Annotated in this window: 15 protein-coding genes; 1 reads left to right on the top strand and 14 read right to left on the bottom strand. The window is 59.7% G+C overall.

The window, feature by feature from the left end; translation table 11 throughout:
• Window positions 1–94 precede the first annotated feature (94 nt).
• From ACTD9P_RS27385 to ACTD9P_RS27320, 14 genes are all read right to left on the bottom strand, one after another.
• The gene (locus tag ACTD9P_RS27385) at window positions 95–898 is read right to left on the bottom strand and encodes a transglutaminase family protein (RefSeq protein ID WP_438870106.1); all 804 of its coding nucleotides are present in this window, start codon (window positions 896–898) and stop codon (window positions 95–97) included.
• Entirely contained in the window at window positions 895–1845 is a 951-nt protein-coding gene (locus ACTD9P_RS27380) for an alpha-E domain-containing protein (protein WP_056861611.1), read from the bottom strand. The genes ACTD9P_RS27385 and ACTD9P_RS27380 overlap by 4 nt, the downstream gene beginning before the upstream one ends.
• A 3-nt stretch (window positions 1846–1848) precedes the next feature.
• The gene (locus tag ACTD9P_RS27375; protein ID WP_138814264.1) at window positions 1849–3258 is read right to left on the bottom strand and encodes a circularly permuted type 2 ATP-grasp protein; all 1410 of its coding nucleotides are present in this window, start codon (window positions 3256–3258) and stop codon (window positions 1849–1851) included.
• A gap of 414 nt (window positions 3259–3672) precedes the next feature.
• Entirely contained in the window at window positions 3673–4014 is a 342-nt protein-coding gene (locus ACTD9P_RS27370; protein ID WP_003193463.1) for a ribonuclease E inhibitor RraB, read from the bottom strand.
• A gap of 213 nt (window positions 4015–4227) precedes the next feature.
• Window positions 4228–4464 carry a hypothetical protein gene (locus ACTD9P_RS27365; RefSeq protein WP_200432343.1) on the bottom strand — a complete coding sequence of 79 codons (237 nt, stop codon included), beginning with the start codon at window positions 4462–4464 and terminating at the stop codon, window positions 4228–4230.
• Between the two features lie 103 nt (window positions 4465–4567).
• Window positions 4568–5173, bottom strand: a complete 606-nt coding sequence (locus ACTD9P_RS27360; protein WP_438870105.1) for an START domain-containing protein — start codon at window positions 5171–5173, stop codon at window positions 4568–4570.
• A 41-nt stretch (window positions 5174–5214) separates the two neighbouring features.
• Window positions 5215–5469 (bottom strand): YkgJ family cysteine cluster protein, encoded by a 255-nt coding sequence (locus tag ACTD9P_RS27355; RefSeq protein ID WP_017138333.1) that lies wholly within the window; start codon window positions 5467–5469, stop codon window positions 5215–5217.
• A 161-nt stretch (window positions 5470–5630) separates the two neighbouring features.
• Complete coding sequence (locus ACTD9P_RS27350) at window positions 5631–6122, bottom strand: translation initiation factor 2 (RefSeq protein WP_438870104.1); 492 nt, start codon at window positions 6120–6122, stop codon at window positions 5631–5633.
• Window positions 6123–6231: 109 nt separating this feature from the next.
• Entirely contained in the window at window positions 6232–7677 is a 1446-nt protein-coding gene (locus ACTD9P_RS27345; RefSeq protein ID WP_438870103.1) for an aminotransferase-like domain-containing protein, read from the bottom strand.
• A 255-nt stretch (window positions 7678–7932) separates the two neighbouring features.
• Complete coding sequence (locus tag ACTD9P_RS27340; protein ID WP_438870102.1) at window positions 7933–8748, bottom strand: OmpA family protein; 816 nt, start codon at window positions 8746–8748, stop codon at window positions 7933–7935.
• Complete coding sequence (locus tag ACTD9P_RS27335) at window positions 8745–9107, bottom strand: DUF4398 domain-containing protein (RefSeq protein ID WP_017138337.1); 363 nt, start codon at window positions 9105–9107, stop codon at window positions 8745–8747. The genes ACTD9P_RS27340 and ACTD9P_RS27335 overlap by 4 nt, the downstream gene beginning before the upstream one ends.
• Before the next feature lie 9 nt (window positions 9108–9116).
• Window positions 9117–9938, bottom strand: coding sequence for a substrate-binding periplasmic protein (locus ACTD9P_RS27330; protein ID WP_438870101.1), 822 nt, complete (start codon window positions 9936–9938; stop codon window positions 9117–9119).
• Between the two features lie 83 nt (window positions 9939–10021).
• Window positions 10022–10951: an electron transfer flavoprotein subunit alpha/FixB family protein gene (locus tag ACTD9P_RS27325; protein WP_438870100.1), complete on the bottom strand. Its 930-nt coding sequence runs from the start codon at window positions 10949–10951 to the stop codon at window positions 10022–10024.
• Between the two features lie 2 nt (window positions 10952–10953).
• On the bottom strand, window positions 10954–11703 hold the full coding sequence (locus ACTD9P_RS27320) for an electron transfer flavoprotein subunit beta/FixA family protein (protein ID WP_017138339.1): 750 nt from the start codon (window positions 11701–11703) through the stop codon (window positions 10954–10956).
• Window positions 11704–12210: 507 nt separating this feature from the next.
• Between ACTD9P_RS27320 and ACTD9P_RS27315 the strand changes: the two genes are divergently transcribed.
• Complete coding sequence (locus ACTD9P_RS27315; protein ID WP_438870099.1) at window positions 12211–13875, top strand: electron transfer flavoprotein-ubiquinone oxidoreductase; 1665 nt, start codon at window positions 12211–12213, stop codon at window positions 13873–13875.
• Window positions 13876–14015 lie beyond the last annotated feature (140 nt).

Here is a 14015-nt window from a genome sequence, read left to right as displayed (position 1 = left end):
CGCGAATGCGGTGGGTCAGTCAGCCTGCGTATTGCTGAACCACCGCATTCGCGAGCAAGCCCGCTCCCACATTTGATCAGCTTCGTTCTGGAGATTATTGCTGCTGCACCGAAATCACCGGTGTCGGCGCCACAAACACCTTGGCATGCATCTGCTCATGCCCACCGCCTCGGCGCATGCCGCGCACCGGGCAGGCGTCGAGGTAATCCAGACCCACCGCCAGCTTCAAATGCCGCTCCGGTCGGGCCAGTTGGTTGGTCACGTCAAAGCTGTACCAGGCGTCATCCAGCCAGGCTTCGGCCCAGGCGTGGCTGGCCAGGTGCGTGCTGTCTTCGGTGTACAAATACCCCGACACATACCGTGCAGGAATCCCCAGGCTGCGTGCGCAGGCCAGGAACGCGTGGGTGTGGTCCTGGCACACGCCCGCCCGACCGGCAAAGGCCTGGGCGGCGCAGGTGTCGACTTCGGTGGCGCCCGGCGTGTAGACCATGGATTGGTTGAGCGCGTGCATCAGGTCGATCAACGCGCTGCGGTCGCGACGTTGATGGCAGTGCTGTTGTGCAAACCCAAGCAAGGCCTCATCAGGTTCTGTCAGGCGCGTGCTGCGCAGAAACGGAAACGCTGACTGGCTCTCGTGTTCCGCCTCGCGCAACTCATCGATATCCACCTGGCCACGGGCGCCGATGATGATCGCATCGTGGGGCTCATCCAGGGTCAACACGTGCAGGATATTGCCGAACGGGTCGACTTGCGCGCGCACCGGGCGCGGCAAGTCCAACTGCCAACTGATCACATGCTGGCGCTCGCTGTCGTGGGGCGTGAGGCGCAGGTACTGAATGCTGGCACGCACCTGGTCCTCATAGTGGTAGGTGGTTTCGTGGCTGATGGAGAGTCTCATGCGGCCTCCAGGTAGGAACTGTAGATGGCGTCGCCCAACTGGCGCACCAAGGGGATAAAGTCGGTCAGCCAGGCGTGCAGGCCTTCCTCGAGAATTTCGTCAATCGCAGTAAAGCGCAGGCGCGCGTCCATTTCGGCGGCCAGGCGCTGGGCCGGACGGCCATTGATGCCCGGCAGGCTGGCGAGGATCTGGTCGATCTCTTCGCTGCACGCCCTTAACGAACGCGGGACATCGGCGCGCAGCAACAGTAATTCAGCCACTTGCCGGGCGCCGGGCGCGTCGCGATAGATCTCGGTGTAGGCCTCGAACGACGACAGGGCGCGCAGCAAGGCGCTCCACTGATAGTAGGCGTGGGCCGTGCCGTCGGTGACGGCGGCGGCTTGGTCGCCGGCCATTTCGTAGCGCGCATCGAGCAGGCGCAAGGTGTTATCGGCACGCTCGATAAAGGTGCCCAGGCGAATAAAGCGAAACGCGTCGTTACGCATGATGGTGCCGTAGGTAGCGCCGCGGAACAGGTGCGAGCGCTCCTTGACCCATTCACAAAACCGGCTCATGCCGTAACGGCTCAGCCCTTGCCGGGCGATATCGCGAATATCCAGCCAGGTGGCGTTGATGTTTTCCCACATGTCAGCGGTAATTCGCCCACGTACCGCATGGGCGCTGGCCCGCGCGGCGCCGAGGCAGCTGTAGATGCTCGCCGGGTTGGCCGCATCCAGTGCGAAAAAGTGCAGCAGGCGCTCGGCATGCAACTCGCCGTGACGCGCGTGGTAATCGTCCAGCGTGCCGGTGATCAGCAGCGGCATGGCCAGTTCGTGCAGGCCATCACCGCGCCCGTCCTGGGGCATCAGCGACAGCGAATAGCTGACATCGAGCATGCGCGCGAGGTTTTCCGCGCGCTCCAGGTAGCGCGACATCCAGTACAAATCCGAGGCAGTTCTACTCAACATGGTTCAATCCTCGACCACCCAGGTGTCTTTGGTGCCGCCGCCCTGGGACGAGTTAACCACCAGCGAACCTTCACGCAGCGCCACGCGGGTCAGGCCACCGGGGACCACGCGGGTTTCCTTGCCGGACAACACGAATGGGCGCAGGTCGATATGCCGTGGCGCGATGCCGTTTTCAACAAAGGTCGGGCAGGTGGATAAACACAGGGTCGGCTGGGCGATATAGGCATGGGGCTTGGCCTTGATGCGCGCGCGAAAGGCTTCGATTTCCGCCGCCGTAGAGGCCGGCCCCACCAGCATGCCGTAGCCGCCGGAGCCTTGGGTTTCCTTGACCACCAGGTCCGGCAGGTTGGCCAGCACGTGGGACAATTCATCGGGCTTGCGGCATTGGAAGGTCGGCACGTTCTGCAGTATCGGTTCTTCATCCAGGTAAAAACGGATCATCTCGGTAACGAACGGATACACCGACTTGTCATCCGCCACCCCGGTGCCGATCGCATTGGCCAGCACCACATTGCCCGAGCGGTACGCGGCCAGCAGGCCGGGCACGCCGAGCATCGAATCAGGGTTGAAGGCCAGCGGGTCGAGGAATGCATCGTCGAGGCGACGGTAGATCACGTCCACCGCCTTGGGACCGTCGGTGGTGCGCATGAACACACGGTCATCACGCACGAACAGGTCGGCGCCCTCCACCAGTTCCACGCCCATTTCACGGGCTAAAAAAGCATGTTCGAAAAACGCGCTGTTAAAACGCCCCGGCGTCAGCACCACCACGCTGGGGTTATCCAGTGGGCTTGAGCTTTTGAGGGTGTCGAGCAGCAGGTTGGGATAATGGTCGATGGGCGCAATGCGCTGGGCCGCAAACAGTTCTGGGAACAGGCGCATCATCATCTTGCGGTCTTCGAGCATGTAGCTGACGCCGCTTGGCGTGCGCAAATTGTCTTCCAGCACGTAGTACGTGCCGTCACCGTCGCGCACGAGGTCGACACCGGAGATGTGCGAATACAGATCGCGGTGCAGGTTCAAGCCCTGCATGGCCAATTGGTATTGGTCATTGGCCAGCACTTGTTCGGCGGGGATGATGCCGGCCTTGATGATGCGCTGCTCGTGGTACAGGTCGGCCAGGAACATGTTCAATGCCTTGACCCGTTGAATGCAGCCACGCTCGACCATCCGCCACTCACTCGCGGGAATGCTGCGCGGGATGGTGTCAAACGGGATCAGCCGCTCGGTGCCCTGCTCGTCTCCATACAGCGTGAAGGTGATGCCGGCGCGGTGGAACAGCAAATCGGCTTCGCGCCGACGCTGCGCCAGCAATTCGGCCGGCGTGTCGGCCAACCAGCGGGCGAACTCGCGGTAATGGGGCCGGACCTGGCCTGCCCCGTCGTACATTTCATCGTAATAAGTGCGGGTCATGCCGTACTCCTTGTCACTCGGACGCATGCAGTGTTGCAAGGCCCGCGCCATCGGCATAAACACTTAAAAATCAGTGTGTTGAATAAACAACGGAATCCGCTCGCACCTTCCTGGTGCGCAGAATGCCCGCCGCCACGCCCCGCGCTTCATCGTAATGCGGGTTTTGACTATCAACAGCATAGTCAGAGTTGATTTCACTGCCCGCCCACGCTTGCGGATAATCACGTCCATCGGCTGAACAGGATGCGTCCTACAGCTTCAGCGAACCGCTCTTCCCTTTGGGCCACCCTGTTTGGGTGGCTTTTTTTTGGTGCAAAAAAAGTAAGGCGCACGGTTAGCAGATTTCATACAGCACACACAAAATCGGCCGACCCGAAGGTCAGCCGATACGCTGCTTTACTCATAAAAATTGCACTACATGGGTAACCCACGCACCTCCTGCTTAACGCCCCATCCTTCGATGATGCCGCCCAGCGGTTCCACCACAGCTTCAAAGTCTTGCTCGAAGTCTCCTATGCCGTCGTAGGTTGCGAACATGATTTTGCTCAGTTCCAGGTACCAGGCGCCGTCATCGCGCGCGCTGACCTGGGCATTCAGGGATTCCCCACGAAAGCGACCCGCAGCCCTGCGCGCACGTTCCTCATCCGGGAAAATGGCGTAGAACTCGATGGGGTGAAACCGTGAGAAGTCGAACCCGCCTTCTTTCATCCGGCGCAGTACGTTGGTGCTGATGTCTTCTTGATAGGCTGTGCTCATGAAACGTCCTCCTCAAACCGATGGATAGACTTTCCGTGCTTCCCGAAGCCCGCGCCCTACTGGCGCGGGAACTACGGCAAATACAACACCGCTGGAAAACAAGCATGTAGCTGACAAGACCAGACCTTAGCGATTCATTCGCTGATCTCAATTGCAGAGTAGCGCGAAGCTATCACCTCCACCAGAGGGGTTTCGTAGTCCTACAGGGAATGTTCAGGCGGCGGGCGAGATGTCGAGGATCTGGATGCTGTTCTGATCTTTGAGGATTTTGACCGTAGGCTCGGGCTTGCGGCCCTCCAGGTCATTGAGGTCAAGTTCGGCGGCCACGGGCACCAGCTTGTTGCGGATCATGTGTGCCGCATCTTCGAGGCTAGGCTTTTGTTCGCAAGTGAACTGCTCAACGGACGTTTCGCCGTGATCATCAACGAAAGTAATTTGCCACTTTTGCATCGGTGCCTCCTCGATAAAGCCCGTGTGTGGGCTCACATCTATCTGGACCTTGAGCGGTCGGCAAACGTTCCACTCAAGGCCTGAGGCACCGGATCAGCTGCGCTTATTTTTCAGCGTGTTCTTTCAAGGCTTTCAAGGTGTTAAACGGTGCGTCGACCACGAACTTGTTGGCCAGCCACGAGGGCACGCTGCCGCCTGGCTCGGTGTGTACCTGGTAGGTGACTTCGGTCTGGTTATCGCCTTTTGGCACCAGTTTCCAGTAGCCGTCCACCTGAGCTACGCGCACGTAACCTTTGACTTCGGGCCGGTAGGTCGGCACTTCCAACAGTTTGCGGGTCACGGTGCCGTCGGCGGCCTTGGAGGTGGTGATCTCAAGGATCGAGTCGCGGTCGGTCACAGGGAACGGCGCCTTGAACTGGGTGTAGGTCCAGCTCTTGTCCCCTTCGGTCTTGAGCAGTTTTTGCGATTTGCATTCGTGGATCCAGGCGCAGGCTCCGGCCACGTCTTCCTGCAGGGCCTGGATCTTGGCGACAGGGGCTTTGATCAGGGTGACACCGCGATAAGCTTTGTACTTGGAGCCGGCGATTTCGCTCAAGGACACTTTGATACCGTCTTCGTCCTTGGCAACTTGCCAATCTTCAGCCTGGGCAGTGGCAGCAAACAACACCGTAAAACCGCACAACACAGCCAATCGTTTCAGCGAACCCATTGTTGTATTCCTTATTTTTGAAGTTCCGATAGTAAAGCCCATCAAGCCGCCGTCATCTGCTCCCACCAGCCGATCAACCGGATCGCATCGGCCTGATCGTTGCCGCACACCTCAAGGTCAGCCTTGAAATCACTGCACACCGCCGGCCGCTCCGGTTGCCCGAACAGCTGGCATAGCTGTTCGACCGACAGGTGCAGGCAACGTTCTCCCGCCGGTTTGCCATTGGGCATTCCCGGTAACGGTGAACTGATGGAGGGGGCAATGCAGCATGCGCCACAGCCTTCACGGCATTTCATGACCAGCAGGTCCTCGACGACTCAATGTGGATGGCCGGGCTAGAGTACGCCCTTAAACAGCCGTTTTAAAATGGTCTAACAGGGGTTTTTCGCACAAAACAAAAGTGACCGACCAGTCTGCGACAGATGGTCAAGGGCGTGCGTCACTTAAGCGCGCAATTTTATTGCTTGAATTCGAAATCCAGCGCGGCGCCTTCAATGTCGCGGCGCTCTTCATTGCGCAGTTGCAACTGCATCTGGTTGCTCAGCAGGCGGCCATTGATCTGGAACGCGCTGTTGTCGGTGGGTTTTTCCGCAAACATCGGCGGCAACAGCGGCACGCTCTTGGGTTTAGGCATGGTGCCGAGGGGTTGCAAGTGCCTGACCATTTCGGTGGGCAGGGACAGGTCCAACTGTGCCGGTGGCAGTTTGGTCTGGGCCACTTCGTGGGCAGATTTGGATTTGCTCGCCACCGGTGCACGTTTTTTTACGATGGCGGGCTTTTTCTTGGCCGCCGGGGCTTTTTTAGCCGGCGCCGGCTTCTTCGCGGGAGTCTTCTGTTCGGTACTGGCTGCGGGCTTGCTTTCAGTCACGGGGGCTGCCGCCAGGACGGTGCCGACGTTACCCAGGCTTAACAGGCCAATCACCACAACAGCGCGAAAAATAGAGGTCATATTGCCTACAGCATTAACGGCAGAGGGCCATATGCTCGCTTTTTGAGCGCAGCATGACAAGCCTGGTGATCAGCCCGTCAACATGAGTGTCCCCTTTACGCGCCTCAGCTCAGGCTTGAAATCCCGCTGCGGTTTCCTGGCACAACTGGCTGGCCAACATCCCCAGCGTCATCAGCGCCCGCTCTGCCTCGCGGTTCCACGGCGTGCCGCAGTTAAGGCGAATACAGTGGTTAAACTGTTCCGTATTACTGAAGATAACGCCCGGTGCGATGCTGATGCCCTGCTGCAACGCCCGCACGTGCAGTTCCTGGGTATTGACCCTGCCCGGCAAACTGACCCACAGGATAAAGCCGCCGGTCGGGCGGGTCATCTGCGTGCCTTCAGGGAAATACTGCTGCACCGCCAGTTGGAACGCGCTGAGGTTCTTGCGGTATTCCTGGCGGATGTAGCGCAGGTGCCGGTCATAGCCGCCGTTCTCGAGGTACGCCGCCACGCCCATCTGCGTCACGCTGCACGCCGAGTGGGTGCTGAACATCTGCAGCCGCTGGATTTCCTGCTGGTACTTGCCGGCGATCATCCAGCCGATGCGCACGCCGGGCGACAGGGTCTTGGAGAAACTCGAGCAGTAGATCACCCGGTCCAGGCGGTCATAGGCTTTGAGCGCCTTGGTGCGGCCCAGCTCGAACATCAGCTCGCCGTAGATATCGTCCTCGACAATCTGGATATCGAAATCCGAGGCCAGGCGCAGCAGCTGTTTCTGCCGCTCCTCAGGCATGGTCGCGCCGAGCGGATTGCTCAGGCGCGTGGTCAGCACCAAAGCCTTGATCGACCATTGGTTGGCCGCCAGTTGCAGCGCCTCAAGGCTCATGCCCGTAGAAGGGTCGCTGGGGATCTCGATGACCTTGAGGCCCAGCAGGTCGGCCAGTTGCAGCAAGCCATAATAGGTCGGTGATTCGGCAGCGATGAGGTCGCCCGGGCGGGTCAGCACCCGCAACGACATCTGCAACGCGTCAACGCACCCATGGGTGATCACCACTTCAGAGGGGTCCACCACCACGCCGGCATCACGCATGCGAATCGCCACCTGGCGGCGCAGCGGTTCAAAACCTGGGCTGAACATGTAGCTGAAGGCCCGTGGGCTCTGGAAGCGGGTGACCTTGGCCAATTGCTGGTGCAACGCGCGCACCGGCAAATAATCGACACTCGGCACGGCCGCACCCAGCGGGAACACGCCTTCGCGGCGCGACTCGACCAATACCTGCTGGATAATGCTGCTGCGGGTGACCAACCCTGGGCGCTCAACCCGTGCTATATCCGGCGTCGGCGCCGTAAGCGCAGGCGTCTGGTGCACATAATAACCCGACTGCGGCCGCGCGCGGATCAGCCCCTGGTCTTCCAGGTTCGCATACGCCTGCAACACCGTGGCGTGGCTGACGTTGAGCTGTGAGCTCATCTTGCGCACCGAGGGCACGCGCTCGCCGGGTTGATAGACACCGCGCCGGATGTCCTCAGCCAGTTGCTGGGCGATACGTTGGTAAAGCAACAGATTGGTCATGACGCAGCACTCGATTTCACGGGTATTTTATTTTTGTGTGAAACATACCGGCACAGTTTAGAAGTGTACGGGGACAGTTGCCACAATAGTCGAGCGCGGGCGGCAGTGATAGAGAAAACTGTAGGGTATAAGTCGGACAAAAATGTGGGAGCGGGCTTGCTCGCGAATACGGTGGGTCAGCCAACACATGCATTGACTGACATACCGCATTCGCGAGCAAGCCCGCTCCCACAGTTTGATCTGCGTCAGGCGTTATTAACGAGCGGCGCCCAGTTGGCCTTTTTCGTCGGAGAACACAATTTCCACCCGACGGTTCTGCGCACGGCCGCGCTCGGAGGCGTTGGCCTCGACGGGGTACTGGTCGCCATAGCCTTCAACCTGGATGCGTTTTTCATCAATGCCCAGGTCCATCAGCACATCGGCCACCGATTGCGCACGGTCGCGCGACAGCTTGAGGTTCTCCTGCTCGCCACCGGTGTTGTCGGTATAACCCTCGATGCGCACCACACGCTTGGGGTTCAACTGCAGGAACTGCACGATCTTCAGCACGGTGCGGTTGGCCGAGTTTTGCAGCTCGGCGTCACCGGTGTCGAACAACACATCGCCCAACGTCATCACGAGGCCACGATTGGTCTGGGTGGTGGTCAGGCTGGCGATTTGCTCTTCGAGCCACTTGCCCTGCTGCTGCACACTGGCCAACTTGCTCTCACGCAGGGCCAGTTGCAAGCGTTGGCGCTCCAGTTCCAGCTTGGTGCCGCGCTCGGCGTTGAGCCCTTGCTCAGTGTGCTCGCGGGCGATTTCACTGTAGCGCTGGCTCAGGTAGGCGTAGTGCACCACGTCGGGGCCGCTGCCCCAGTAGCTGGACAAGCGATCGGCACGGGCCAGGGATTCGCCGGCACGAATCACGTCCTTGGGCGCAAAGCGCAGTACATTCGCGTCTTCCTTGACCTTCTGGAAGTCGCTGCCAGCTTGTTGCAGCGCCTGCTCGCTGTTGGGATGGCTGGCGCAACCGCCCAACGCCGCGCTGCCCAGCAGCAACACGCAACTCAAACCACGGATCAGCGGGCTCATTGGGCTTCTCCCAACTGCAATTGTTTGCGCAGTCGGGCGATGCGGGTGTTGAGCACGTTCAGTTGCTCCTGGCTTTTGCGCGTCAATACCCGCGCTTCAGCGAGGCGCGCGTCCAGCTCGGCCTGTTCGGCCTGCATGCGCGCATCTTTGTAGGATTGGTCGGCCATGTCGGCCCGGGCTTTGGCGAACTTGTCTTCGGCCAGTTTCAGTTCAGGCGATTCATCGGTGCTGGCGCCCACGGCATTGGCCTGTTCCAAGGCTTGCTGGGTGAGGCGTATTTGTTCATTCGGCGCAGGATCAGCTGCACATCCCGCCAGAGCGACAACGGCGAGGGCCGCGAAAAGAGGTCGAAGAGTCACTGAAAATCCTTACTTTGCTGGGGTGCCGACGGGTTGCTGCAATTGCGCTTTCCAGCGTTCGAGGTTGCGCTGCAGGGCGGCTTGCGCAACACCGGACGCGGGTAATTCTGTCATCTTTTTCGCCAGCTGTCCGCGCAGCCACGGATCGTTGCAGGCGGAGTTGTGGGAAATCGCCAGGTACAGGCCGGGCTGGTCGACAGGAATTTCGCGGGCGATCAGGTCATTGCTCATGCCCAGCGTCTGGGCCATGGCCATGCCCGAATAACGCCCGGCGAGCACGTAGTCGACTTCCCCCAGTAGCAGTTTCTGGAATGCTGGCGTCAGGCTGGGCAGGCGTTGCAGGATGAGCTGTTGACCGGCGAAGGTGTCGAAACCGGCACTCAAACGCGCGCGTTCGGAGACCGCGCCTGTATGCCCGTGCAAGTCATCGGCGGTGGCGTAGACCAGCGGCGAATCCTTGCGCGTCCACACCAGGTAGTCGATTTGCACCAGCGCCGGATGGATGTAGTCGAGGGTTTCCAGCTCGCCGAGGTTCAGCGGCGCATCGGCGAGAATATCCATGCGCCCGCTGCGCACTTCATCCAGGGCCAGGGAGCGTTTGCCGCCGTAAAGCAGGTCGATTTTAATGCCGAGGTCCTTGCCGACTTGTTGCAGTACATCGGCGGTGGCGCCGATCAGGTGTGTCGGGTCTTGGGGGTCGCGCCAGAGCAAAGGTGGCGCGTCCGGGCTGCCGGTAATCACCAGGCGCTCACACTTGCCGGCGGCCAGCGCCAGGCTTGGCAGTAGCGCCAATCCAAGTGTCAGTGCCAGCAATACGGGACGCAGATCCATGGCGGTTTCTCCGATATTCAAAAAAGCCGGGCAAAAAAAAGCCCGGTCACAAGACCGGGCTCTTTATAAGTGAAGCGACTGGATTAGACCAGCTTCTCCAACTCGGGTACGGCTTCGAACAAGTCCGCAACCAGGCCGTAATCAGCTACCTGGAAGATTGGCGCTTCTTCGTCCTTGTTGATCGCAACGATCACTTTGGAGTCTTTCATACCAGCCAAGTGCTGGATCGCGCCGGAGATACCGACGGCGATGTACAGCTGTGGCGCAACGATTTTGCCGGTCTGGCCGACCTGCATGTCGTTGGGTACGAAACCTGCGTCGACGGCCGCGCGGGAAGCGCCGACCGCAGCGCCCAGCTTGTCGGCCAGGGCGTACAGGTGCTTGAAGTTGTCACCGTTTTGCATGCCACGACCGCCGGAAACGACGATTTTGGCAGCGGTCAGCTCAGGGCGATCCGACTTGGCCAGCTCTTCGCCAACAAAGCTGGAAGTGCCAGCGTCGTGGGCAGCGGAAACGGCTTCAATGGCAGCCGAACCACCTTCAGCCGCAACCGGGTCGAAACCGGTGGCACGCACGGTGATGACTTTTACCGAAGCGTTGGACTGCACGGTGGCGATGGCATTACCGGCGTAGATCGGGCGCTTGAAGGTGTCAGCGCTTTCTACCGAGATGATCTCGGAGATCTGGTCAACGTCCAGCTGCGCGGCAACGCGTGGCAGGATGTTTTTGCCGTTGGAAGTGGCGGCAGCCAGGATGTGGCTGTAGCCAGCGCCCAGCTCTGCTACCAGTGGAGCAACGTTTTCCGGCAACTGATGCGCGTAAGCAGCATTGTCAGCGTTCAGGACTTTGCTCACGCCCGCGATTTTCGCAGCGGCTTCAGCCACGGCGCCAGCGCCCTGACCTGCTACCAGCACGTGAATGTCGCCACCGATTTTAGCGGCAGCGGCCACAGTGTTCAGGGTAGCCGGAGCCAGCACCTTGTTGTCGTGTTCGGCGATTACGAGGATAGCCATGATCAGATCACCTTCGCTTCGTTTTTCAGTTTCTCGACCAGTTCAGCCACCGACTTGACCTTGATGCCCGCGCTGCGTGCAGCCGGTGCTTCAACCTTGACGGTCTTGTTGGTAGAGGCGGTGGAAACGCCCAAAGCTTCTGGAGTCACCGACTCAAGCGGCTTCTTCTTGGCTTTCATGATGTTGGGCAGGGACGCGTAGCGCGGCTCGTTCAAACGCAGGTCGGTGGTGACGATAGCCGGCAGTTTCAACGAAACGGTCTGTGCGCCGCCGTCGATTTCACGGGTCACAGCAACGCTGTCGCCGCTCACTTCGACTTTGGAAGCGAAGGTGCCCTGGCCGTAACCGGTCAGCGCAGCCAGCATCTGGCCAGTCTGGTTGTTGTCGCTGTCGATGGCTTGTTTGCCGAGGATCACCAACTGAGGCTGTTCCTTGTCGACAACGGCTTTGAGCAGCTTGGCAACGGCCAGGGAGGTCAGGTCTTCAGCCGACTCCACCAGGATGGCGCGGTCGGCGCCCAGGGCCAGGGCGGTACGCAGCTGCTCTTGAGCAGTGGTCGGGCCGATGGAAACCACCACGATTTCAGTCGCCACGCCTTTCTCTTTCAGGCGTACAGCTTCTTCCACAGCGATTTCGCAGAAAGGGTTCATCGACATTTTGACGTTAGCAAGGTCGACGCCGGAATTGTCCGCCTTGACGCGAACTTTCACGTTGTAATCGACAACGCGTTTGACAGCTACAAGAACCTTCATGGATTCCTCGTTACTCTCCGGTGAAAAGAAAGTCGCCTAGGCGAACCTGGCGGTTGATGCTCATCGGCACACAAGGGCACCTCCAAAAACTTAGGCGGATGACCTTGCTCACGGGAAATGATGACCGTTCGTCAGGGGTGACTGAGAGGTCATTCTTTATCGCAGCGTGTAAACTGCGCGCCATCGTTTGGGCGCGCGTCACCTGTCTTGCTTTTGGACGTGCTCTTGAAACCTGCAGTCTGCCTACGGTAAGCGCAAAACCGACCGTATATTGACCGGAACGCCTATTCTGGTCAATACGCCAAAATAGCCAGTCATAAGCCGCGTTGCTTTGATTTACCTAGCCTGCGGGCAATTCAAACAAACGTTTGTATTGGACGCTGCCGGTGGTGTAGATATAATGCGCCACCTAGAGAGAAAGGTGGGTCTTGCCGTTGCTGCAAGACGATACCGAACCTCCACCCATTAGAAAAAAAAGCCTGTTGAGCCTTGAGTAGGAGATAGCCTGTGGAACGCGAATACATGGAATTCGACGTGGTCATCGTCGGCGCTGGCCCGGCAGGCCTGTCTGCCGCCTGCCGACTGAAGCAGAAGGCCGCCGAAGCCGGTAAAGAAATCAGCGTCTGCGTGGTCGAGAAAGGCTCCGAAGTCGGCGCCCACATCCTCTCCGGTGCCGTGTTTGAACCACGCGCCCTGAACGAACTGTTCCCGGACTGGAAAGCACTCGGTGCCCCGCTCAACACCCCGGTGGTGCGTGATGACATCTATGTACTGCGCAGCCCCGATGCCTCCACCAAGGTGCCAGACTTCTTTGTGCCCAAGACCATGCACAACGAAGGCAACTACATCATCTCCCTGGGCAACCTGTGCCGCTGGCTGGCCCAGCAGGCCGAGAACCTGGGCGTGGAAGTCTACCCAGGCTTCGCCGCCCAGGAAGCGCTGTTCGACGAGAACGGCGTGGTACGCGGGATCATCACCGGTGACCTCGGCGTCGACCGCGAAGGCAATCCCAAAGAAGGCGTCTACACCCCCGGCATGGAGCTGCGTGGCAAGTACACGCTGTTCGCCGAAGGTTGCCGTGGACACATCGGCAAGCAGCTGATCCAGCGCTTCAACCTGGACAGCGACGCCGACGCCCAGCACTACGGCATCGGCCTCAAGGAAATCTGGGAAATCGACCCTGCCAAGCACCAGCCAGGCCTGGTGGTCCACACCGCCGGTTGGCCGCTGGACATCATGAGCAACGAGAACACCGGTGGCTCGTTCCTTTATCACCTGGAAAACAACCAGGTGGTTGTCGGCCTGATCGTCGACCTGTCCTACAGCAACACCTTCCTGTCGCCGTTCGATGAGTTCCAGCGCCTCAAGCACCACCCAGTGCTGGCCCAGTACCTGGAAGGCGGCAAGCGCATCAGTTACGGCGCGCGCGCTCTGGCCAAAGGCGGCATCAATTCGCTGCCGAAGATGGTATTCAAAGGCGGCGCCTTGATTGGCTGCGACCTGGGCACCATGAACGTGGCCAAGATCAAAGGCAGCCACACCGCGATGAAGTCAGGCATGCTCGCCGCCGACGCCGTGGCCGAGCGCCTGTTCGCGGACTCCGAAGGTGGTGACGAACTGACCAACTATGTCGACAGCTTCAAAGCCAGCTGGCTCTACGAAGAGCTGTTCGCCAGCCGCAACTTCGGCCCGGCGATGCACAAGTTCGGCCCGATCATCGGCGCCGGCTTCAACTGGTTCGACCAGAACATCCTCGGCGGCAAAATGCCGTTCACCTTGCACGACACCAAGCCGGACTATGCCTGCCTGAAGCTCGCCAAGGACAGCAAGAAGATCGACTACCCCAAACCCGACGGCAAGTTGAGCTTCGACAAGCTCAGTTCGGTGTTCATCTCCGGTACCAACCACGAAGAAGAGCAGCCGTGCCACCTGAAGCTCAAAGACCCAAGCATCCCGATCGGCACCAACCTGCCGCTCTACGATGAACCGGCGCAGCGCTACTGCCCGGCCGGCGTGTATGAAGTGATCACCAAGGAAGACGGTGAGAAGCGCTTCCAGATCAACGCCCAGAACTGCGTGCACTGCAAGACCTGTGACATCAAGGACCCTTCGCAGAACATTACGTGGGTGACGCCGGAAGGCGCGGGTGGGCCGACTTACCCGAATATGTAAGTCAGTTGCTTGAACAAAAAAGGCTCCCAAGCGGGAGCCTTTTTCATGAGCAGGAACAGACCAATCGACTCGGTCAAATGTGGGAGCGGGCTTGCTCGCGAATGCGGTGGTTCAGCCAAAACATCTGTGACTGATACACC

Origin of the sequence: Pseudomonas onubensis (genome assembly GCF_965653655.1) — a bacterium.
In the GTDB taxonomy this organism is placed as follows: Bacteria; Pseudomonadota; Gammaproteobacteria; order Pseudomonadales; family Pseudomonadaceae; genus Aquipseudomonas.
Note: the sequence above shows the minus strand (reverse complement) of the source record. Positions and strands in the feature narration are given on the sequence as shown.